Annotated in this window: 21 protein-coding genes; 4 read left to right on the forward strand and 17 right to left on the reverse strand. The window is 70.0% G+C overall.

From position 1 onward, the window contains the following. Positions 1-144: 144 nt before the first annotated feature. From nusB to AB0I98_RS46965, 17 genes are all read right to left on the reverse strand, one after another. Positions 145-582: a transcription antitermination factor NusB gene (gene nusB / locus AB0I98_RS46885; RefSeq protein ID WP_362952213.1), complete on the reverse strand. Its 438-nt coding sequence runs from the start codon at positions 580-582 to the stop codon at positions 145-147. Position 583: 1 nt separating this feature from the next. After that, complete coding sequence (gene efp / locus AB0I98_RS46890; RefSeq protein WP_362952214.1) at positions 584-1,150, reverse strand: elongation factor P; 567 nt, start codon at positions 1,148-1,150, stop codon at positions 584-586. Positions 1,151-1,209: 59 nt separating this feature from the next. Continuing rightward, positions 1,210-2,316: an aminopeptidase P family protein gene (locus AB0I98_RS46895; RefSeq protein ID WP_362952215.1), complete on the reverse strand. Its 1,107-nt coding sequence runs from the start codon at positions 2,314-2,316 to the stop codon at positions 1,210-1,212. Positions 2,317-2,455: 139 nt separating this feature from the next. After that, on the reverse strand, positions 2,456-3,352 hold the full coding sequence (locus AB0I98_RS46900) for a Pro-rich N-terminal domain-containing protein (RefSeq protein ID WP_362952216.1): 897 nt from the start codon (positions 3,350-3,352) through the stop codon (positions 2,456-2,458). A 164-nt stretch (positions 3,353-3,516) separates the two neighbouring features. After that, complete coding sequence (gene aroB, locus AB0I98_RS46905) at positions 3,517-4,608, reverse strand: 3-dehydroquinate synthase (protein ID WP_362952217.1); 1,092 nt, start codon at positions 4,606-4,608, stop codon at positions 3,517-3,519. Beyond that, positions 4,605-5,123: a shikimate kinase gene (locus tag AB0I98_RS46910; RefSeq protein ID WP_362952218.1), complete on the reverse strand. Its 519-nt coding sequence runs from the start codon at positions 5,121-5,123 to the stop codon at positions 4,605-4,607. Before AB0I98_RS46910 ends, aroB begins: the two co-directional genes overlap by 4 nt. After that, on the reverse strand, positions 5,120-6,304 hold the full coding sequence (aroC, locus tag AB0I98_RS46915) for a chorismate synthase (protein WP_362952219.1): 1,185 nt from the start codon (positions 6,302-6,304) through the stop codon (positions 5,120-5,122). The genes AB0I98_RS46910 and aroC overlap by 4 nt, the downstream gene beginning before the upstream one ends. A 170-nt stretch (positions 6,305-6,474) precedes the next feature. After that, positions 6,475-6,822, reverse strand: coding sequence for a hypothetical protein (locus AB0I98_RS46920; RefSeq protein ID WP_362952220.1), 348 nt, complete (start codon positions 6,820-6,822; stop codon positions 6,475-6,477). Positions 6,823-6,871: 49 nt separating this feature from the next. Continuing rightward, a complete protein-coding gene (locus tag AB0I98_RS46925) occupies positions 6,872-7,711 on the reverse strand; it encodes a shikimate dehydrogenase (protein WP_362952221.1) in 840 nt (279 codons plus the stop codon). Between the two features lie 5 nt (positions 7,712-7,716). Further along, positions 7,717-9,375 carry an endolytic transglycosylase MltG gene (gene mltG, locus AB0I98_RS46930; RefSeq protein WP_362952222.1) on the reverse strand — a complete coding sequence of 553 codons (1,659 nt, stop codon included), beginning with the start codon at positions 9,373-9,375 and terminating at the stop codon, positions 7,717-7,719. Positions 9,376-9,496: 121 nt separating this feature from the next. After that, a complete protein-coding gene (ruvX, locus tag AB0I98_RS46935; protein WP_362952232.1) occupies positions 9,497-9,961 on the reverse strand; it encodes a Holliday junction resolvase RuvX in 465 nt (154 codons plus the stop codon). 17 nt (positions 9,962-9,978) lie between these two features. Next, positions 9,979-12,651, reverse strand: a complete 2,673-nt coding sequence (gene alaS / locus AB0I98_RS46940) for an alanine--tRNA ligase (protein ID WP_362952223.1) — start codon at positions 12,649-12,651, stop codon at positions 9,979-9,981. Next, positions 12,651-13,001: a hypothetical protein gene (locus tag AB0I98_RS46945; protein WP_362952224.1), complete on the reverse strand. Its 351-nt coding sequence runs from the start codon at positions 12,999-13,001 to the stop codon at positions 12,651-12,653. The genes alaS and AB0I98_RS46945 overlap by 1 nt, the downstream gene beginning before the upstream one ends. A gap of 8 nt (positions 13,002-13,009) precedes the next feature. Beyond that, positions 13,010-13,453 (reverse strand): DUF948 domain-containing protein, encoded by a 444-nt coding sequence (locus AB0I98_RS46950; RefSeq protein ID WP_362952225.1) that lies wholly within the window; start codon positions 13,451-13,453, stop codon positions 13,010-13,012. Between the two features lie 281 nt (positions 13,454-13,734). Further along, positions 13,735-14,349 carry a 30S ribosomal protein S4 gene (rpsD, locus tag AB0I98_RS46955; RefSeq protein WP_210580414.1) on the reverse strand — a complete coding sequence of 205 codons (615 nt, stop codon included), beginning with the start codon at positions 14,347-14,349 and terminating at the stop codon, positions 13,735-13,737. Positions 14,350-14,655: 306 nt separating this feature from the next. Beyond that, complete coding sequence (locus AB0I98_RS46960; protein ID WP_362952226.1) at positions 14,656-16,011, reverse strand: replication-associated recombination protein A; 1,356 nt, start codon at positions 16,009-16,011, stop codon at positions 14,656-14,658. Between the two features lie 83 nt (positions 16,012-16,094). Further along, positions 16,095-16,751, reverse strand: coding sequence for a vitamin K epoxide reductase family protein (locus AB0I98_RS46965; RefSeq protein ID WP_362952227.1), 657 nt, complete (start codon positions 16,749-16,751; stop codon positions 16,095-16,097). Between the two features lie 144 nt (positions 16,752-16,895). Here AB0I98_RS46965 and AB0I98_RS46970 point away from each other — a divergent pair, with 144 nt between their 5' ends. From AB0I98_RS46970 to AB0I98_RS46985, 4 genes are read left to right on the forward strand one after another with little or no spacing between them, the layout of a single operon-like run. Next, on the forward strand, positions 16,896-17,762 hold the full coding sequence (locus tag AB0I98_RS46970; protein ID WP_362952228.1) for an ABC transporter ATP-binding protein: 867 nt from the start codon (positions 16,896-16,898) through the stop codon (positions 17,760-17,762). Further along, positions 17,759-18,604, forward strand: a complete 846-nt coding sequence (locus AB0I98_RS46975) for an ABC transporter permease (protein WP_362952229.1) — start codon at positions 17,759-17,761, stop codon at positions 18,602-18,604. Before AB0I98_RS46970 ends, AB0I98_RS46975 begins: the two co-directional genes overlap by 4 nt. Next, positions 18,601-19,803 (forward strand): sensor histidine kinase, encoded by a 1,203-nt coding sequence (locus tag AB0I98_RS46980; RefSeq protein WP_362952230.1) that lies wholly within the window; start codon positions 18,601-18,603, stop codon positions 19,801-19,803. The genes AB0I98_RS46975 and AB0I98_RS46980 overlap by 4 nt, the downstream gene beginning before the upstream one ends. Next, a complete protein-coding gene (locus tag AB0I98_RS46985) occupies positions 19,800-20,423 on the forward strand; it encodes a response regulator transcription factor (protein ID WP_362952231.1) in 624 nt (207 codons plus the stop codon). Before AB0I98_RS46980 ends, AB0I98_RS46985 begins: the two co-directional genes overlap by 4 nt. Positions 20,424-20,518: the final 95 nt, after the last annotated feature.

A 20,518-nucleotide genomic window follows, 5' to 3' on the forward strand; every position in this document is an offset into this window, starting at 1 on the left:
GGGGCCCCCCCATCTGGGTCCCCCCCCCCCCCGGCGTATTTCGGCCCCCCCGCCCCCGCTCCTGTGGGCCGCCACGCCGGAGGGCCCCCCGCGGTCTCGCTGCGGGCCCTCCGGCGCATCCGTACCTCTTGTCGCCTTATCGCTTTATGCCTCGTCGTCCCGGCGCAGCGACGGCTTGAGGTCCTTCAGACGGCCGAGCAGGCCGTTGACGAACGAGGGCGACTCGTCCGTGGAGAACTCCTTCGCCAGCTGCACCATCTCGTCGAGCACGACGGCGTCCGGGGTCGCGTCGACCCAGATCAGCTCGTACGCACCGAGGCGCAGGATGTTGCGGTCCACGACCGGCATCCGGTCGAGCGTCCAGCCGACCGAGTACTGCGCGAGCAGCTCGTCGATCCGCTTCGCGCGCTGCGCATAGCCCTCGACCAGCTGCATCGTGTACTCGCTCACCGGCGGCTGCCGGGTGTCGTCCCGGGAGAGCCGGATCCAGTCCGCGAGGACCGTGAGGACGTCGGCGCCGCGCTGGTCGCCCTCGAAGAGGATCTGGAAGGCGCGCTTGCGGGCCGTGTTGCGGGCAGCCAATTTAGCTGTTCACCCGGCCGAGGTAGTCGCTCGTGCGGGTGTCGACCTTGATCTTCTCGCCGGTGGTGATGAACAGCGGCACGTTGATCTGGTGGCCGGTCTCCAGGATGGCGGGCTTGGTGCCACCGGTGGACCGGTCGCCCTGGACGCCCGGCTCGGTCTCCTGGATGGTCAGCTCGACGGCGGCCGGCAGCTCGACGAAGAGCACCTCGCCCTCGTGCTGGGCGACGGTGGCCATGAAGCCCTCGACGAGGAAGTTGGCGGCGTCGCCGACGGCCTTGCGGTCGACCATGAGCTGGTCGTAGGTCTCCATGTCCATGAAGACGAAGTAGTCGCCGTCCATGTAGGAGAACTGCATGTCCCGCTTGTCGACGGTGGCCGTCTCGACCTTCACGCCGGCGTTGAAGGTCTTGTCGACGACCTTCCCGGAGAGCACGTTCTTGAGCTTGGTGCGCACGAAGGCCGGGCCCTTGCCGGGCTTGACGTGCTGGAACTCGACGACGGACCAGAGCTGGCCGCCTTCGAGCTTGAGCACCATGCCGTTCTTGAGGTCGTTCGTGGAAGCCACGGTTGCGGAATCTCCTGGACTGACGTGGACGACCCCGGCGCAGGCGCACAGCTCAATCGCTAGAGCGCGAGCAGCTCCTTGGTCGTGATGGTGAGTAGCTCGGGTCCGCCGTCCGCCTCGGGGCGTACGACGAGCGTGTCATCGATCCGGACACCGCCCCGGCCCGGGAAGTGGACCCCCGGTTCGACGGTGACCGGCACGCAAGCGTCCAGTTTACCCATGGCCGCGGGGGCCAGCTGCGGGTCCTCGTCGATTTCGAGCCCGACGCCGTGCCCGGTGAGCGGAGCGAGCCCCTCCGTACAGCCCGCGGAGCCCAGCACGTGGCGTGCGGCGCGGTCCACGTCACGATAGGCGGCGCCGGGTACGAGGGCCTCCCTTCCGGCGCGCTGAGCGGCGAAGACGAGGTCGTACAGCTCGATCTGCCAGTCCGCGGGAGAGGTGCCGATCACGAAGGTGCGGCCGATCTCGCAGCGATATCCGCGGTACGTCGCTCCCAGGCACACGGAGAGGAAATCGCCCTCTTCCACACGGCGGTCCGTCGGCCGGTGGGCCCGGCGTCCCGAGTTCGGGCCGGTGGCGACGGAGGTGGCGAAGGCGGGACCGTCGGCGCCGTGGTCGATGAGCCGTCGCTCCAGTTCGAGGGCGAGATGACGTTCGGTGCGGCCGACGAGGATGGACTCCAGGAGTTCGCCGAGGGCCTGGTCGGCGATCTCGGCGCCGATGCGGAGGCAGGAGATCTCCTCCTCGTCCTTCACCACCCTGAGCTGCTCCACGGCTCCGCCAAGGTCGGTGAGGCGGAGGCGGGGGGCGACCGAGCGGATGGCCCGGTGACGAGCCACGGTCAGGTGATGTTCCTCCACGGCGAGGGAGTCCCCGCCCTGCGCTTCCGCGAGGCCGGCCGCGGCGACGGCGGCGTCGCCTCCGGCGCCGGGGAGGGGGTGGATCCGCAGCGCCTCGTCGAGGTGGCCCTCGGTGGGGCGGCGGTCGGGTGGGTCGGCGCACACGAGCAGGTCTTCGGTCTTGCCGAGGAGCAGCACGGCGCCGTGGGGGTCGGCGCCCGCGAGGTAGCGGACGTTGGCGGGGCGCGAGATCAGCGCGGATTGGCTGCCGCCGGCTTGGCAGTGGTCCCTGAGGCGGGTTCGGCGGGCTGCGTACACCTCTGACATGACACGAGCGTAGGAGGGTCGTCTGGTTTGTGCCGGTTGGGAGGGAGCCGTTCGGAGGAGGGGGTGGCGCGCGGGGTCGTATGCCGTGTGCGGGTGGGTGGGGGCTTGTCGCGCAGTTCCCCGCGCCCCTTTAGGTCGGCTACCACTGGGGTGGGCTGGCAATGGAACGTGCCAGTACGTCGTCCAGTACTCGGGCTGTCTGGGGGACGTCCATCTGGGAGTTGTCGATGATGGGGAGGCCGGAGCCGTACCAGCCGGCCATGCGGCCGTGGATGCGGGCGACCTCTTCGTCGGTGAGGCGGCGGTTGCCTGTGCGGTGGGCGTTGCGTTCCAGGACGATGTCGAGGCCCGGGAGGAGGACGACGGGGAGGAGGCCGGGGCCGACGTGGCGCTTCCAGCCGCCGAGGCCGACGACGGGGCGGTCGGGGAAGACGGCGTCGTCGAGGATGCAGGAGATGCCGTTGGCGAGGAAGTTGCGGGCGGCGAAGCCACAGGTGCGGCGGGCCAGGCGGTACTGGGCCTCCGAGTGGTCGTTCCACCCGGACTGCGGGTCGGCGAAGCCGGAGCGGACCCATTCGCGTACGTCGTCGAGGCTGATGTGGGCCGTGGGGACCCGTCGGTGGTCCGCCCAGTACTTGGCGACGCTGGTCTTGCCGGCGCCCGCCGGGCCGATGAGCAGCACCGCGAGGGTGGTGTTCGTGGGGTCGGGGGCCGCGGTGGCGGGCGGGGTGGTCGGCACGGCGACCGGGCCGCCGGGGGGCAGGGGCACATGGCCCGTGGTCTCCGGCGTGGGTGGAGCCGACGTGTGCTGCGGGACGGTGTGGTGGGGCGCGGAACCCGGCGGGGGCGGGGCGGTGAAGCCCGGTGCGGGAGCCGGCGGGGACGCGGGGGCGGGTCCTGGAGCCGGAGGCGGCGGGGACACCGGGGCGGGCCCTTGGTGCGGGCCCGGCTGATGCGCGGCCGGCGACCAGCCGTCGGCCGGTCCGTGCCCCGGCTGGTGGGGCGGCGGCAGCGGAGAACCCACTGCGTGCTGCATCCGGTGCCACTCCATCTCGTACAGGCAATTGGCGCTGGCAGCGGGGCCCGAACCCCACTCCCTACCGAACGGTACCGTCCCCGGCCGCCGTTTGGTGAACGGCCGGTGGCGGTCCGAAGTGCCCATGCCCACAGGCAAATCGGGCGTACGACGCCCGGGAGGACTTACTCCCCCACTTCGCCGTAGGCGGCGAGCAGGACGGCGGGGTCCGGGCCCTCCAGGACGGTCGGCTTGGCCAGTCCGTCGAGGACGATGAAGCGGAGCACGTCACCGCGGGACTTCTTGTCGACCTTCATGGTCTCCAGCAGCTTGGGCCACTGGTCGTAGCGGTAGTGCAGCGGGAGGCCGACGGATTCCAGGACGGTGCGGTGGCGGTCCGCCGTCGCGTCGTCCAACCGGCCCGCCAGACGGCCCAGTTCGGCGGCGAAGTGCATTCCCACGGCCACCGCGGCGCCGTGCCGCCACTTGTAGCGCTCGTTCTTCTCGATGGCGTGCGCGAGCGTATGGCCGTAATTGAGGATCTCCCGCAGGCCCGACTCCTTCAGGTCGGACGAGACGACCTCGGCCTTGACCTTGATGGAGCGTTCGATGAGCTCGGCGGTGTGCGGGCCGGCCGGGGTGCGCGCGGCCTCGGGGTCGGCCTCGATGAGTTCCAGGATCACCGGGTCGGCGATGAAGCCGGCCTTGATGATCTCGGCGAGTCCGGAGACATAGTCGTTGACCGGGAGGGAGTCGAGTGCGGCCAGGTCGCAGAGGACCCCGGCGGGCGGGTGGAAGGCGCCGACGAGGTTCTTGCCCTCGGCGGTGTTGATGCCCGTCTTGCCGCCGACGGCCGCGTCCACCATGGCCAGCACCGTGGTGGGGACGGCGATCCAGCGGACCCCGCGCAGCCAGGTCGCCGCGACGAAACCGGCCAGGTCGGTGCTAGCGCCGCCGCCGACGCCGACGATGACATCGGTGCGGGTGAACCCGGACTGGCCCAGCGCCTTCCAGCAGTAGGCGGCGACCTCGGCGGTCTTGGCCTCCTCCGCGTTCGGCACCTGGATGGCGACGGCCTCGTAGCCCTGCTCGCCGAGGTCGGCGCAGAGTGCCTCACCGGTCTCCGCGAGCGCCTCGGGGTGGATGACGCCGACCCGCTTGACCCTGTCGCCGATCAACCCGCCGAGCTCGCCGAGGAGTTGACGGCCCACCAGAACCTCGTACGGATCGCTGCCCGCCGTACCGCCGACCTGGATCCGGGTCACTGCCTCACTCATGCTTCCTTCATCTCCAGTGCGTCCAGGACGGCTTGGGTCACTTCTTCGGGTGTACGGCCATCGGTCGCCACGACCGCCGCGGCGACCTCCGCGTACAGGTGCCGGCGTGCCTCCATCAACTCCCGCCACTGCTTGCGCGGGTTGATGGCGAGCAGGGGGCGGGCCGCGTTCAGGCCGGTGCGCTTGACCGCCTCCTCGACGTCCATCGAGAGGTAGACGACCCGCTGCCCGGACAGCAGGTCACGCGTGTCCGGGTCCAGGATCGCGCCGCCGCCGAGGGCGAGGATGCCGTCGTGCTCGGCCAGCGCGCGCTGCACCGCCCGCTTCTCGATCCCCCGGAAGACCGGCTCGCCCTCGTCGACGAAGATCTCCGCGATGGTGCGGCCCTCGGCGGCCACGATGTCGTCGTCGGTGTCCCGGTAGCCGACGCCGAGCCGCTCGGCGAGCAGCTGACCGACCGTCGACTTGCCGACACCCATCGGCCCGACCAGCACGATCGCAGGCACTGCGCTCACCGGATCGCCAGGTTGTCGAGGTACGACGTGACATTGCGGCGCGTTTCGACCACGTTGTCGCCGCCGAACTTCTCCGCCACCGCATCCGCCAGCACCAGAGCGACCATCGCCTCCGCAACGATGCCGGCCGCCGGGACCGCGGAGACGTCGGAGCGCTGATGGTGGGCCTGGGTGGCCTCACCGGTGGTCACGTCCACCGTCTGCAGGGCGCGCGGCACGGTCGCGATCGGCTTCATCGCCGCCCGCACCCGCAGCAGCTCACCCGTGGTCAGACCGCCCTCGGTGCCGCCGGAACGGCCGGAGACCCGCCGGATGCCCTCCGGCGTGTTCACGATCTCGTCATGCGCCTTCGAGCCCGGCACCCGGGCCAGCTCGAAACCGTCACCGAGCTCCACACCCTTGATCGCCTGGATGCCCATCAGCGCACCGGCCAGCCGGGCATCCAGCTTGCGGTCCCAGTGCACATGCGAGCCCAGGCCCACCGGCACCCCGTACGCCAGGATCTCCACCACGCCACCGAGGGTGTCGCCGTCCTTGTGGGCCTGATCGACCTCGGCGACCATCGCCTTCGACGTGTCCGCGTCCAGGCAGCGCAGCGGGTCCGCGTCCAGCTTCTCCACGTCGGCCGGCGTGGGGTACACACCCTGCGGCGCCTTCACCGAGCACAGCTCGACGACATGGCTGACGATCTCGATCCCGGCCGTCTCCTTCAGGTACGACCGGGCCACCGCGCCCAGCGCCACACGGGCCGCGGTCTCCCGGGCGGAGGCCCGCTCCAGGATCGGGCGGGCCTCGTCGAAGCCGTACTTCTGCATGCCCGCGAGGTCGGCGTGGCCGGGGCGCGGCCGGGTCAGCGGGGCGTTGCGCGCCAGACCGGCCAGGATCTCGGGGTCGATGGGGTCGGCCGCCATGACCTGCTCCCACTTGGGCCACTCGGTGTTGCCCACCATGATCGCGACCGGGGAACCGAGGGTCAGGCCGTGCCGGACGCCGCCGAGGAAGGTGACCTGGTCCTGCTCGAACTTCATCCGGGCACCGCGTCCATAGCCGAGCCGCCGTCGCGCCAGGTGGTCCGCCACCATCTCCGTGGTGATCGGCACGCCGGCGGGAAGGCCCTCCAGCGTCGCGACGAGTGCGGGGCCGTGCGACTCCCCCGCGGTCAGCCAGCGCAACCTGCTCAACGGTGCTCCTCGATGCTCGCGCCCTCGTACTGCCCTGCGTACGCGCGTCCTCGTACGGCAACGGCGTGACCAAGTGCGCGGCCCTGGCCCGCCACCTCCGATCCTCCCACGTCCGGGGCGCTGATCAGGCCGCTGGTCCATCAGGCGGACGGGAAGTGGCCAAGAGCGCGTCACGCGGAGCCGTTCCCCTGACGCTGCTGCGGGGCGTACGCACCCAGGAAATCGGCACCGCTCTCCTGCCGACCGGCACCGCCGGCCGGCGGTGCCTGCTGCGGCGCGTACGCCCCCAGGTAGTCCGCTCCGCGCCCCTGCCCGTATTGCGCCGCCACATGCACCGGCACCCCCTGCCGTACTGCACGCCGGTAAGCGAGCTTGCGCTTCAGTTTGATGACCCAGGACGCGACGACGGCCAGCACGACGAGTGCGAGCACGGTGATCTGCACCCAGTCCGGCAAGAAGTGCAGCACGGCTTCGAAGATCTCGCCCTTCACTGACGCCAGCGGCATGCCTGTGGCCATGGATGTCTCCCCCTCCGGTGGTCCGCCCCCTGCGGAACCGGAAGGGATCTTAGCGGGCGTCGAGCATGTGTTCGCCCGCTTTTCGCATGGCGTCCAGCGGCGCCGGGGCCAGTCCCGTCATCTGCTCCACCTGGAGCACCGCCTGGTGCAGCAGCAGGTCGAGTCCACTGACGACGGCCCCGCCGTACGCCGACCAGCGCGCCGCCAGTGCGGTCGGCCACGGGTCGTAGAGGACGTCGAACAGGGTGGCGGGCCGTTCCGGTACGGAGGAGGCGAGGGCGTCGGTCGTACCGGCCGGGGTGGTGGCGATGACCAGCGGGCGGCGCAATGCCTCGGCGGCATCCGACCAGTCCGCCGTCACCACCTCAATGTCGAGCCGCGCACCCCACTGCCGCATCTCGGCGGCACGTTCCTCGCTGCGGACGTAGGCGACGACCTCGCCGGTGCAGATCCGGGCCAGCGCCGCCAGCGCGGAAGAGGCGGTCGCACCGGCGCCGAGGATCGCGGCGGAGTCGACCTGCTCGATCCCGCGCTCGCGCAGGGCGCCGATCATGCCGGGGATGTCGGTGTTGTCGCCGACCCGGCGGCCGTCCTCGGTGAACACCACCGTATTGACCGCCTCGACCGAAGCAGCCGTCTCGCTGATCTCGTCGAGCAGCGGAATCACGGCCCGCTTCAGCGGCATGGTCAGCGACAGTCCCGCCCACTCCGGCCCGAGCCCCTTGAGGAACCCGGGCAGCGTCGACTCGTCGACCTCGAACCGGTCGTACGACCAGCCGGTCAGCCCCAGTGCCTCATAGGCGGCGCGGTGCAGCACCGGGGACAGGGAGTGGGCGATGGGCGAACCGAGCACCGCGGCCCGGCGGGCGTCAGTTGCCCGAGCTGTCATTGAGTTCAGTCTCCGCTCCTCGACGCGTTGAACTGGTCGACCAGCTTCTCGTGCTCCGCGAGCGTCTTGGTGAACTTGCTGGTCTTGCCGTCCAGCGAGATGAAGTAGTACCAGCCCTCGTCCGTCGGATTGAGGGCACCCTTGAGCGCTTCCGCGCCGGGGTTGTCGATGGGGCCGGGGGGCAGCCCCTTGACGTAGTACGTGTTGTACGGGTTGTTGTACTGCCTCAGCTCGGCGATCGACAGGTCGATCTTGCTCTGGTTCTTGATGTAGTTGTACGTGGAGTCGAACTCCAGAGAGCCGTAGGTCTCGGGGTTCCCGGGCTTGAGGCGGTTGTAGACGACCTCGGCCATCTTGCGGAAGTCGTCATGGCTCGTGCCCTCGGCCTGCGCCAGGCTCGCCACGGTGAGCAACTGCCAGGGGCCGTCGAGACCCAGGCTCTTGGCCTTCTTCTCCAGGCCGAGCTCTTCGTACGTGTCGCTGGCCCGGGCGACCATCTCCTTCAGGATGGTCTCCGGCTTCTGCCCCTTGCTGACCCCGTAACTGGAGGGGTAGAGGAATCCTTCCAGCGGGTCCTTCACCTTCGGCTGGTCCAACGCCCAGTCGGGCAGCCCGAGGTCCTTGTACTTCGCCTTCGCGGCCTTCGCCGTGGTGCCCGCCGACAGTTCGAGGCGCTTGTCGATCTCCTTATAGACCGAAGTGTTCCGCTCGCCCTCGCGGACGATCAGATTGTTCTGGCTCTTGGGGTCGAGCATCAGCTCGACAGCGCTGGCGGCGGACATCTCCTTCTTCATGAGATAGACGCCGGCCTGGATCTTCTTGCCGTCGGGATTCTGCGACTGGGCGGCCACGAACGCGTCGACGCTCTTGACGACGCCCAGCTTCTTCAGCTCCTGACCGATGGCGTAGCCGCCGGCGCCCTTGGGGATGGTGACGCTCACCGACTCGCTCGTACCATCACCCGCGTAGTCCGGCGCCGCGCCGAAACGGTCCTGGTAGAACTGGTAGCCGAAGTACCCGACACCGCCCAGGCCGCCGCCGAAGACAAGGACGACCACCAGGCAGGCGCACCCGCTGCGGCGCTTCTTGGGTTTGCCGCCCCTGCTCCGCCGGTCGCCGCGCCCGCCGCCGTCCCCGGGTTCGTCGGAGTCGTCGTCATCGTCCCCGCCCGCGAAGAAGGCGTGTTCGCCCTGGTCGGGGCCGGGGTCCCAGTCGGTCCGCGGTTCCGGCTCCTCGCGCCGTCGGCTCGGTGGCTCCGGCGGTGGGTAGGCGTCCGGTGTGCCGTAGTAGTCGGGCTGCTGTCCGTCGTAGCCCACGGCCTGCTGGCCGTACGGGTCCGCGGGGTCGGGGTACGGGGTCTGCGCGTGCGTGCCGGTGGGCCAGCCGTTCTCGTCGTACTGCTGGTGGCCCTGGCCGCCGTACTGCTGAGGGTCGTACTGCTGCTGGTACTGCTGTTGCGACTGGTCGTATCCGGACTGCTCGCCGGTGCCCCAGTCGCCGTACTGGGGCTGCTGCGGCTGCTGCGGGTAGTGCTGCGGCTGGCCGCCGTAGGCAGGCTGCTGAGCCGCGTGGCCCTGCTGCTGCCCTTCCCATCCGCCGTCCCCGAACAACGGGTCCTCCGGATGCCACGGTTCGGAGCCTTGGCCCCGGCCATACTCAGTCATCGATCCCCTAGAGCCGCGAGGCGGCGGTCGCGCGGCTTTCGGCTCGGCTTCCGTCCCGCCTCTCTTTGTGCGGTGGCTGTTCGAACACCGCCGCATCGCGCGGAACGTTACCGTATCGCGATCAGATGACCACTTCGACGCCCTCGCCCGGGGCTTTACCTGACACCCGTTCGGATTCGAGCGCCTGCTGCAAGATGATCACAGCGGCTACCTGGTCGATGACGGACCGGCCCTTCTTCGACGTCACGCCCGAGGTGCGCAGTCCCTGACTGGCCGTCACCGTGGTCATGCGTTCGTCCACGAGTCTGACAGACACCGGCGCGATGCCTTTGGCCAGCTCCTGGGCGAAGGCGCGGACCTTGACCGCGGCCGGGCCCTCGCCCCCCTTGAGGGAGCGAGGAAGACCGACGACGACTTCGATCGGCTCGTACTCCTCGACGAGTTGCCTCAGCCGGCGGTAGGCGGCCGGGATGTCACGTCCCGGGACCGTCTCCACCGGTGTGGCGAGGATCCCGTCGGGGTCGCACGAGGCGACCCCGATGCGGGCGTCCCCGACGTCGATCGCGAGGCGACGGCCGCGGCGCATGACGTGTTCGGCTCCGCTCACTTGGCCGTTTCCGCCACGAGGCGCTCGACGGCGTCGACGGCCTCTCCGACGGCGGTCGGGTTCTGGCCGCCACCCTGGGCGAAGTCCGGCTTGCCGCCACCGCCGCCGCCGAGGGTCTTGGCGGCGGCACGGACCAGGTCGCCGGCCTTCAGACCGCGCTCGCGGGCGGCCTCGTTGGTGGCGATGACCGTCAGCGGCTTGCCGCCCGCCACGGTGAACAGGGCGACCACGGCGGCCCGTCCGCCCTGGATACGGCCGCGCACATCGAGGACCAGCTTGCGCAGGTCGTCGGCGGTGGTGCCGTCCGGGACCTGGCCGGTGACGAGAGCGACGCCGCGTACGTCCTTGGCGGACTCGACGAGACCGGCGGCGGCCTGCAGCACCTTCTCGGCGCGGAACTTCTCGATCTCCTTCTCGGCGTCCTTCAGCTTGCCGAGCATGGCGGAGACCTTCTCCGGGAGCTCCTCCGGACGGCCCTTGATCAGCTCCTGGAGCTGGGCGACGACCGTGTGCTCGCGGGCGAGGAAGCTGTAGGCGTCCACGCCGACCAGAGCCTCGATACGGCGGACACCCGAGCCGATGGACGACTCGCCGAGCAGCTTCACCAGGCCCAGCTGGGCGGTGTTGTGCACGTGCGTGCCGCCGCACAGCTCCTTGGAGAAGTCGCCGATGGTGACGACACGGACCCGGTCGCCGTACTTCTCGCCGAACTCGGCGATGGCGCCCTGCTTCTTGGCCTCGTCGATGCCCATGACATCGGCGCGGACGTCCAGGTCACGGGCGAGCACCTCGTTGATCTTCTGCTCGACGTCGGTCATCACGGCCGTGGGAACGGCGGACGGGGAACCGAAGTCGAAGCGGAAGCGGCCGGGCTGGTTCTCGGAACCGGCCTGGGCGGCCGTCGGGCCGAGGGCGTCGCGCAGGGCCTGGTGGGTGAGGTGCGTGGCCGAGTGGGCGCGGGCGATGGCCTTGCGGCGCCGGTCGTCGATGGCGGCGTGGGCCTTGGCGCCGACGGTGACCTCGCCGACCTGGACGACGCCCTTGTGGACGTACACACCCGGGACCGGCTTCTGGCAGTCGCGGATCTCGATGACGGCGCCGGTGTCGACCTTGATGCGGCCGGTGTCGCCGATCTGGCCGCCGCCCTCGGCGTAGAACGGCGTGCGGTCGAGGACGATCTCGACCTCGTCGCCCTCGGTGGCGGCCGGCGAGGAGGCGCCGTCGACGAGGATGCCGACGATCGTGGACTCGCCCTCGGTGTCGGAGTAGCCGATGAACTCGGTCTCACCGGCGGTGTCGGCGATCTCACGGTAGGCGCCGGTGCCGGCGTGGCCGGTCTTCTTGGCCTGGGCGTCGGCCTTGGCGCGCTCCCGCTGCTCCTTCATCAGGCGGCGGAAGCCGTCCTCGTCCACGGAGAGGCCCTGTTCGGCGGCCATCTCCAGGGTGAGGTCGATCGGGAAGCCCCAGGTGTCGTGGAGCAGGAAGGCCTTGTCGCCGGCGAGGACGGTGCCACCGGACTGCTTGGTCTCGGAGACGGCCGTGTCGAGGATGTTGGTGCCGGCCTTGAGCGTCTTGAGGAAGGCGTTCTCCTCGGCGAGGGCGACCTTCTCGATGCGCTCCCGGTCGGTGATGAGCTCGGGGTACTGCTGGCCCATCATCTCGATGACCGTGTCGATCAGTTCCTTGACGACCGGACCGGTGGCGCCGAGCAGGCGCATGTTGCGGATGGCGCGGCGCATGATGCGGCGCAGAACGTAGCCACGGCCTTCGTTGCCGGGGGTGACGCCGTCGCCGATGAGCATCACGGACGTCCGCATGTGGTCAGTGACGACGCGGAGGGACACGTCCGACTCGTGGGCGGCGCCGTAGTGCACGCCCGTCAGCTCGGTGGCCTTCTTGATGACGGCCATGGATGTGTCGATCTCGTACATGTTCTGCACGCCCTGCAGAATCATGGCGAGGCGCTCCATGCCGAGGCCCGTGTCGATGTTCTTGCTCGGCAGGTCGCCCAGGATCTCGAAGTTGTCCTTGCCGATGCCCTCGCCGCGCTCGTACTGCATGAAGACGAGGTTCCAGATCTCCACGTACCGCTCGTCGTTGACGGCGGGGCCGCCCTCGACGCCGAACTCGGGGCCGCGGTCGTAGTTGATCTCGGAACAGGGGCCGCACGGGCCGGGGACGCCCATGGACCAGTAGTTGTCCTTCATGCCGAGGCGCTGGATGCGCTCCTTGGGCACGCCGACGATCTCGTGCCAGATGCGCTCGGCCTCATCGTCGTCCTTGTAGACGGTGATCCACAGACGCTCGGGCTCCAGGCCGTAACCACCCTTGTCCTGAGGGCTGGTGAGCAGCTCCCAGGCGTACTTGATGGCGCCTTCCTTGAAGTAGTCGCCGAAGGAGAAGTTGCCGCACATCTGGAAGAACGTGCCGTGCCGGGTGGTCTTGCCGACCTCTTCGATGTCCGGCGTGCGCACGCACTTCTGGACGCTGGTGGCGCGGGCGTAGGGCGGCTTGACCTCGCCCAGGAAGTAGGGCTTGAAGGGCACCATGCCGGCCGGGACGAGGAGCAGAGTCGGGTCGTCCGCGATGAGCGACGCCGAAGGGACGACGGTGTGCCCGCGCTCCTCGAAGAAGCTCAGCCAGCGGCGGCGGATCTCAGCCGACTCCATCAGTGGTCCTCATTCCGGTTGTACGAATACGTCGTCCTGTCGCTGTCGACGGACTTCGGGATGTTGCGGTTCTCGATGGCGGCGAAGCGCCGGGGGGCGGGGAGTTCGGGGTTCTCGTTGATCCCCAGCGCCTCCCCCAGCTCGGCCTCCCGCTGGGCCATGCCGTCGCGGACGTCGAGCGCGAAGCCCACCGCACGGTCCTTGAGCCGGTGACCGGCCTCGAGCGCCTTGTTGGCCGCGGTCGCGGCGAGGTTCTCGGGGGTCAGCTGCTTCAGCTTGCGGTTGACCTTGGTGGTGGCCCACACACCGGCGGCGACGCCCGTGGTGAACCAGAACGTACGGCGGAACATCGGTTCGCTCAGTCCTTCTTCCGCTTCGCCCGCCGTGCGGCCGGGACGGTGCGGCCCACGATCACGGTACGTCGGGACGCCTTCGCGGGCACGTCCTCCTTGCGGCCGCCGATGGCGCGGCGCACGCCGTAACCGAAGGCCGCGACCTTGACCAGGGGCCCGCCGAAGGTGGAGGCGACGGTGGTCGAGAGCGCGGACGCGTTCGACGTGACCTCCTGGACGTCCGACGCGATCGAGTCGACCCGGTCGATCTGGGTCTGCGCGGAACGCACCGCCGCGGAGGCGTCTGCCAGGAGCGGGACGGCCTGGTCGGTCACGTCCGCGACGAGCTTGGTGGTCGCCTTGAGCGTCTGGGCCAGCCTCACGAGAGCCACCGCGAGGAAGGAGACCAGGATCGCCCAGAAGACGGCCACCAGGATCCCGGCCACCTCTCCACCGGACACTGTGTGCACCCGCTCCCTGAAACGTGCCTCTACATCGAAAAAGTCGTGGGTCGAGCCTATCGCGCCGGGCATGCCGCTCCGTACCGGATTACGGCCCGCGCACACATGAGTTGTCGTACGGGAAGGCGCCCGGCTCGGCCGGGTGGCGGCGGTGGACCGGGCGCTTCGGCTGTCCCCCGACCGGAATCTGCCCGCGATGCCGGCACCGTGCGGACATGCGCGAGCCCGCCGCCTCGCCCGCCCGGAAGGGCGGGGAGACGGCGGGCTGAGGTGCTACGGCCTGCCTGCGATCAGCGGGCGTAGTACTCGACGACGAGTTGCTCGTCGCAGATCACCGGGATCTCCTTGCGGTTCGGCTCGCGGTCCAGGCGGAAGGCCAGGGCGCGGAGGTTCACCTGGAGGTAGCGCGGGGTCTCGCCGTCGGGGGCGAAGCCGCCCTCACGGGCGATGGAGAAAAGGGTCTTCTCACGGCTGCGCTCACGGACCATCACGACGTCGTCGGGCTTGACGCGGAAGGACGGCTTGTCGACCTTCTGGCCGTTGACCTCGATGTGGCCGTGGACGACCATCTGGCGGGCCTGGTAGATCGTGCGGGCGATGCCCGAACGCAGGACCAGCGCGTCGAGACGACGCTCCAGCTCGATGATCAGGGCCTCACCGGTCTTGCCCTGAACCTTGGAGGCACGCTCGTAGGCGCGGACGAGCTGACGCTCGGACACGTCGTACTGCGCGCGCAGACGCTGCTTCTCCAGCAGACGGACCTTGTAGTCCGAGTTCTGCTTGCGGCCACGGCCGTGCTCACCCGGCGGGTAGGGACGGGCCTCGAAGTACTTGACGGCCTTCGGGGTCAGCGCGATGCCGAGGGCACGCGACTTCTTGACCTTGGGGCGGGGCTGGTTCGCCACTGCTTCTTCTTTCCTGGTTATCGGCTTGTCAGGGTTGAGGGAGGTCGCATCCGCAGCCGGGGAGACCCGGCGGGTCCGGTCGGTCGGACCCGCTGGGCAGCCGCTCCCTGGTCTGGGCACATACGTGCAGCACGCGAGTGGCCCACCGACCGGTCCCGTCGTACGACGAGTGGTGGTGGGCTGCCCGCGACACCATTCGAACGGTGCGCGACGCTCCTGGAGCCGGTCCGTGAGGACCGGGTCTCCGGCTGACCGTCCTGTTCTGACTGCACAGGACACAGCACTTCGAACGATTCTACAGGGTGCTCAGGACCGCTTGCGACCGAGGTGCTTGCGGGTCCACTCCACCGCGTCCGCGTACCGCGCCTCGGCGCCGTGCCGCGTCGGCGTGTAGTACTCCCGGTCCTTGAGGGCGTCCGGGGCGTACTGCTGCTCGGCGATGCCTTCGGCAAGGTCGTGCGGATACACGTACCCCTGCGCGTGACCGAGCTTGGCCGCGCCCTTGTAGTGCCCGTCGCGCAGGTGCGGGGGGACCGAGCCCGCCAGGCCCTTGCGTACGTCCTCCATGGCGGCGCCGATGGCGGTCGTCGCGGAGTTGGACTTGGGGGCGAGGGCCAGGGCGATGGTGGCGTGGCTGAGGGTGAGGGCGGCCTCGGGGAAGCCGATCATGGCGACGGCCTGGGCGGCGGCCACGGCTATCGGCAGCGCGTTCGGGTCGGCGAGGCCGATGTCCTCGCTGGCGGAGATCATCAGGCGGCGGGCGATGAAGCGGGGGTCCTCGCCGGCCTCGATCATGCGGGCCAGGTAGTGCAAGGCCGCGTCGACGTCGGAGCCGCGGATGGACTTGATGAGGGCGCTGGCCACGTCGTAGTGCTGGTCGCCGTCGCGGTCGTACTTCACCGCCGCCCGGTTGACCGTCTCCTCCAGAGTGGTGAGGCCGATCTCCGTCTCGCCCTTGTCGAGCGCGGCCCCGGCGGCGGCCTCCAGGGCGGTCAGGGCGCGGCGGGCGTCGCCGCCGGCGATGCGCAGGAGGTGGGCCTCGGTGTCTGCGGGGAGGGTGACCGCTTCCTTGAGGCCGCGCTCGTCGGACAGAGCCCGCTTGATGAGGCTCCTGATGTCGTCGTCCGTGAGGGGTTCGAGGGTGAGGAGGAGGGAGCGGGAGAGCAGGGGGGAGATCACGGAGAAGTACGGGTTCTCCGTCGTCGCCGCGATCAGGGTCACCCAGCGGTTCTCGACGGCCGGGAGCAGGGAGTCCTGCTGGGCCTTGCTGAAGCGGTGGATCTCGTCGAGGAAGAGGACGGTCTCCTTGCCGTAGCCGCCGGTGGCACGGCGGGCGCCGTCGATGACCGCGCGGACCTCCTTGACGCCCGCGGTGATCGCCGACAGCTCCACGAAGCGTTTGTTGGTGGCCTTCGACACGACGTACGCCAGGGTCGTCTTGCCGGTGCCGGGCGGGCCCCAGAGGATCACCGAGGAGGGGCCGGCGGGGCCTGAGGCGCCCTCGCCGACCAGTCTGCGCAGGGGTGAGCCCGGCTTCAGCAGGTGCTGCTGGCCCACGACCTCGTCGAGGGTGCGCGGGCGCATCCGAACGGCCAGGGGGCTGCTGGACGGGTCCTTCTCCTGGCGTTCTTCTGCTGCGGCGGTGAACAGGTCGGGCTCCACGCTGAAAACCCTAGTTCACCGCACTGACAATGCCGGACGGCCCCGGAATTCCGGGGCCGTCCGGCATTGCTCGGGCCGGTCCGTCAGCTGGTCCAGAAGTCCCACCAGCGGGTCAGGATGAGCATGCCGATGATGCCGATGTGCAGGACGGGCAGGACCCAGGTGAACTCGCCGAAGAAGCCCTTGAGCCAGTTCGGCGCGGGCAGGAAGCCCTTGCGGATGTTGAACGAGGTCACGTACCAGAACATGATGATCGTCGCGACCCAGGCCAGGCAGCACCACAGGCACAGCGCGTTGATCCGGTACAGGGACTGGAACGTCAGCCATGCGCAGAAGCCGACGCCGAACAGCGTGCCGGCGTTGAAGGTCAGCCAGTACCAGCGCGGGAAGCGGGCACCGGCGAGCAGGCTCATACCGACGCAGATGACGATGCCGTAGGTCACGAGGCCGAGCATCGGATTGGGGAACCCGAAGGCCGACGCCTGGTCGCTCTCCATGACGCTGCCGCAGGAGACGACGGGGTTCAGGCTGCAGCCGGGAGTGAAGGTCTTGCCCTCGACCTTGGCCTCGAGCAGCTTGAACTTGTCGAGCGTGATGACCCACGCGGCGAGCAGTCCGGCCGCACCGGTGATCACCAGCAGCAGGGCGAGTGCACGACTGCCACCCTCCGTGCGCGGCGAGGGCGCGGCGCGCTCCGGCTCGTGGTCGGTGGAGACCTCGTTGACTGTCGTCTTGCTCATTCCGCCGATTCCGTCGCTTGAGAACTGGACCTTCTTCCGGCAGGGCCATTGTGCCGCACGCGTCCGTGTATCCACCGTTCGATGGACATAAGGCGGTACGCATGGTCGTCCCGGACCGTTCGGTTCCGGACGACGCTCGTTCCCATGACCACACACGCGAACGGACTCGCGGTGGACGTACGGGGGCTGCGCAAGCAGTACGGGGACGTGACCGCGGTAGACGGCATCGACCTGGGCATTCGCCAGGGCGAGGTGTTCGGCCTGCTGGGGCCCAACGGGGCGGGCAAGAGCACCACGGTGGAGATTCTTCAGGGCAATCGCACCCGGGACGCGGGCGAGGTCCAGGTGCTCGGAGCGGATCCGGCGACGGGCACGCGCGCGTGGCGCTCGCGTGTCGGAATCGTCTGGCAGGACGAATCGGCGCCCGCCGAGTTGACGGTCCGCGAGACCGTACGGCATTTCGCGCGCTACTACCCGAGGCCCCGGGACCCCGAGGAGGTCATCGGCCTGGTGGGGCTTGAGGCCAAGGCGGGCAGCCGGATCAAGGCGCTGTCGGGCGGGCAGCGGCGGCGGCTGGACGTGGCGCTCGGGGTCATCGGCGGGCCCGAGCTGCTGCTTCTGGACGAGCCGACGACCGGGTTCGACCCGGCGGCCCGGCGGCAGTTCTGGGAGCTGATCCGCAAGCTGGCGGACGAGGGCACGACGATCCTGCTGACCACGCACTATCTGGAGGAGGCGGAGGCGCTCGCGCACCGGCTGGCGATCATCTCGCAGGGCCGGGTGGTCGCCGAGGGCGAGCCCGGTGTGCTGCGGGAGCGCCACGGCACCGAGGCCACCGTCGCGTGGACGGAGGCCGACGGCACCCCGCGCACCACGCGGACGGTCACGCCCACCAAGACCGTCGCCGAGCTCATGCACCGCTTCGACGGTGAGATCCCGGGGCTGCGGGTGAGCCGCCCCACGCTGGAGGACGTCTATCTCCGGCTGACCGGACAGGAGGACGCGCGATGACCACGACCGCCGTACGAGCCGGGGCCGGAACGCGTCCGCAGCGGCTGCCCGGCGCCTGGGGGCTCGGTCTGCAGCGGGGCGGGCTGGAGATCAAGCAGTTCTTCCGGCAGCGCGACCAGGTGGTGTTCACCTTCGCCTTCCCGGTGGTGTTCCTCTTCCTGTTCGCGTCGATCTTCAAGGACGACGTCGAAGGCGCGGGCGTCACCGCCTCCCAGCTGTACGTCCCGGCGATGATGGCCGCCGGGATCATGTCGACGAGCTTCCAGTCGCTCGGCATCTCGATCGCCATCGAGCGGGACGAGAAGGTGCTGCGCCGGCTGCGCGGCACGCCGATGCCGCCGGCCGCGTACTTCCTCGGCAAGATCTGGCTGGTTCTCGTCACCGGTCTCATGGAGACAGCGATTCTGCTGCTCGTCGGGACGACCTTGTACGACGTCGACCTGCCGTCGGACGTGCGCACGTGGTTCGACTTCGCGTGGATCTTCGTGCTGGGTCTCACGGCGTGCGCGCTGCTCGGCATCGCGATCAGCTCGGTCCCCAAGTCCGGCAAGAGCGCGACCTCCGTGGTCGTCCTCCCCTTCCTGGTGCTGCAGTTCATCTCCGGGGTGTACATCGCCATAGACACCATCCCGGACTGGATGCTGAACATCGGGGCGCTGTTCCCGCTGAAGTGGATGTGCCAGGGGCTGCGCGGGGTGTTCCTGCCGGAGTCGGCGCAGGTGCTGGAGCAGGCCGGGAGCTGGGAACTGGGCAAGGTCGCGCTGGTGCTCGGGGCGTGGTGCGTCGGAGGATTGGTGCTGTGCCTGCTGACCTTCCGGTGGAAGAACCGGCGCGACGGATGAACGGTCCGGTGGGACCCGGGGGCGCGTACACCTGGGCCCGCTCGTTCCGGCTCTGGGACACGTACTTCGCGCTGATCTGGCTGGCCGCCCTGGTCTACGTGCTCAGCACGGGGTTCCCGGGGTGGCCGGTCCGTGCCGCTGCGGCCACGCTGCTCGTACCGCTGGTTCCCCTGTACGTGTGGATGGGGCGCCCCGTTCTGTGCGGCGACCCGCCCGACGAGCGGCAGGGGGTGCGCTTTCTGGCGGTGGCGCTGGCGCTGTTCCTGCCGTCCGCGGTGCTGGTCGGCGAGACGCGGGTACTGACCTTCGCGCTCGTGCCTCCGTGCTTCATGGCGTTGCGGATGCGGTGGGCGCTGACGGCCGTGGCGGTCATCAACCTCGTGCCCGTGGCGGGCTGGGCGCTGCTGTGGCGGCCCGGCGCCCAGGACGTCTTCTTCAACGCGGTGTTCGCCGTGGTCACCTTGGTCTTCTCGGTGGCGCTCGGCAGTTGGATCATCCGCATCATCGAGCAGAGCCAGGAGCGGGCCGAACTGATCGCGGAGCTGGACGCCAGCCGGCATGAGGTCTCCCGGCTCTCGTCGGCGCACGGCGCGCTCGCGGAGCGGGAGCGGATGGCCCGGGAGATCCACGACACCCTCGCCCAGGGCTTCACCAGCCTGCTGATGCTGATCCAGGCCGTCGAGGCCGAGCTCGACCACGACCCGGCACAGGCTCGCCGTCATCTGGCCCTCATGGACGAGACGGCCCGGCAGAACCTCGCCGAGGCCCGCGCCCTGGTCGCCGGGGGCACCCCCGCCGACCTCGACGGCGCCTCGCTCCCGGACGCGGTCGGCAGACTCGCGGCCCGCCATGACGCGAAACTGGAGGTGACGGGTCCGGTGCGCGCGCTGCCCGCCGGTCCCGAGGTGGTCGCCCTCCGCTCCTGCCAGGAGGCACTGGCCAACGCCCGCAAGCACGCCGGGAGTTCTGTCACCGTGGGCATCACGCTGGCGTACTCCGACGAGACGCTCACCGTGTCCGTACGGGACGACGGCCGCGGCTTTGACCCCGGTGCCGTCCATTACGGGTACGGTCTGGCGGGGCTGCGTGCACGGGCCGCCGAAGTGGGGGGAACCGCGCAGGTCGGCAGCGTGCCGGGCGAGGGCACCACGGTGACCGTCCGGCTGCCCGTACCCGCCGTGAGGAGTGAGGTGCCGTGATCCGGATCATCCTGGCCGACGACCATCCCGTCGTACGGGAGGGGTTGCGGGCGATGCTCAGCGCGGAGCCGGACCTTGAGGTGGTCGCCGACGCGTCCAGCGGACCGCAGGCGGAGGCGCTGGCGGCCGAGTTGCGGCCCGACATCGTGCTGATGGATCTGCGGATGCCGGACGGCGGGGGTGTCGACTCGATCGTGCGGATGGTGGAGGCGGGGCTGGGTTGCCGGGTCATCGTCCTCACGACGTATGAGACGGACCGGGACATCCTGAGGGCGGTGGAGGCGGGGGCGGCGGGGTACCTCCTCAAGGATCTCCCGCGAGGTGAACTCGCCGAGGCGGTACGGGCCGCGGCGCGCGGCGAGACGGTGCTGGCGCCCTCGGTGGCGGCGCGGCTCGTGGACCAACTCCGGACGAAGCCGGAACGGCCGCGGTTGTCGGAGCGGGAGACGGCGGTGCTGAGGCTCGTGGCCGAGGGCTGTACCAACGCCGAGATCGGGCGCCGCTTGTTCATCGGCGAGTCGACCGTGAAGACCCATCTGCTGCGCGCCTTCGGCAAGTTGGGCGTGGACGACCGGACGGCGGCGGTGACGAGCGCGATGCGGCACGGGTTGCTGGACTGAGGGTTCCACGCCCCCGCCGCCCCTACCCGTCCCATCCCCAAGGGGCTCCGCCCCTTCAACCCCGCCAGGGGGCTCCGCCCCCTGGACCCCCGCTC

The sequence above is a fragment of the Streptomyces sp. NPDC050211 genome, from assembly GCF_040656035.1.
Lineage (GTDB): Bacteria > Actinomycetota > Actinomycetes > Streptomycetales > Streptomycetaceae > Streptomyces.

What these genes read in the sequence shown, in the direction of transcription:
- AB0I98_RS46975 (WP_362952229.1), top strand. Translation starts at nt 17,759, where the DNA reads ATGACCACGACCGCCGTACGAGCCGGGGCCGGAACGCGTCCGCAGCGG.
- AB0I98_RS46965 (WP_362952227.1), bottom strand. Translation starts at nt 16,751, where the DNA reads ATGAGCAAGACGACAGTCAACGAGGTCTCCACCGACCACGAGCCGGAG.
- AB0I98_RS46900 (WP_362952216.1), bottom strand. Translation starts at nt 3,352, where the DNA reads ATGCAGCACGCAGTGGGTTCTCCGCTGCCGCCGCCCCACCAGCCGGGG.
- AB0I98_RS46895 (WP_362952215.1), bottom strand. Translation starts at nt 2,316, where the DNA reads ATGTCAGAGGTGTACGCAGCCCGCCGAACCCGCCTCAGGGACCACTGC.
- AB0I98_RS46980 (WP_362952230.1), top strand. Translation starts at nt 18,601, where the DNA reads ATGAACGGTCCGGTGGGACCCGGGGGCGCGTACACCTGGGCCCGCTCG.
- AB0I98_RS46925 (WP_362952221.1), bottom strand. Translation starts at nt 7,711, where the DNA reads ATGACAGCTCGGGCAACTGACGCCCGCCGGGCCGCGGTGCTCGGTTCG.
- alaS (WP_362952223.1), bottom strand. Translation starts at nt 12,651, where the DNA reads ATGGAGTCGGCTGAGATCCGCCGCCGCTGGCTGAGCTTCTTCGAGGAG.
- AB0I98_RS46970 (WP_362952228.1), top strand. Translation starts at nt 16,896, where the DNA reads ATGACCACACACGCGAACGGACTCGCGGTGGACGTACGGGGGCTGCGC.
- AB0I98_RS46945 (WP_362952224.1), bottom strand. Translation starts at nt 13,001, where the DNA reads ATGTTCCGCCGTACGTTCTGGTTCACCACGGGCGTCGCCGCCGGTGTG.
- AB0I98_RS46920 (WP_362952220.1), bottom strand. Translation starts at nt 6,822, where the DNA reads ATGGCCACAGGCATGCCGCTGGCGTCAGTGAAGGGCGAGATCTTCGAA.
- mltG (WP_362952222.1), bottom strand. Translation starts at nt 9,375, where the DNA reads ATGACTGAGTATGGCCGGGGCCAAGGCTCCGAACCGTGGCATCCGGAG.
- ruvX (WP_362952232.1), bottom strand. Translation starts at nt 9,961, where the DNA reads ATGCGCCGCGGCCGTCGCCTCGCGATCGACGTCGGGGACGCCCGCATC.
- aroB (WP_362952217.1), bottom strand. Translation starts at nt 4,608, where the DNA reads ATGAGTGAGGCAGTGACCCGGATCCAGGTCGGCGGTACGGCGGGCAGC.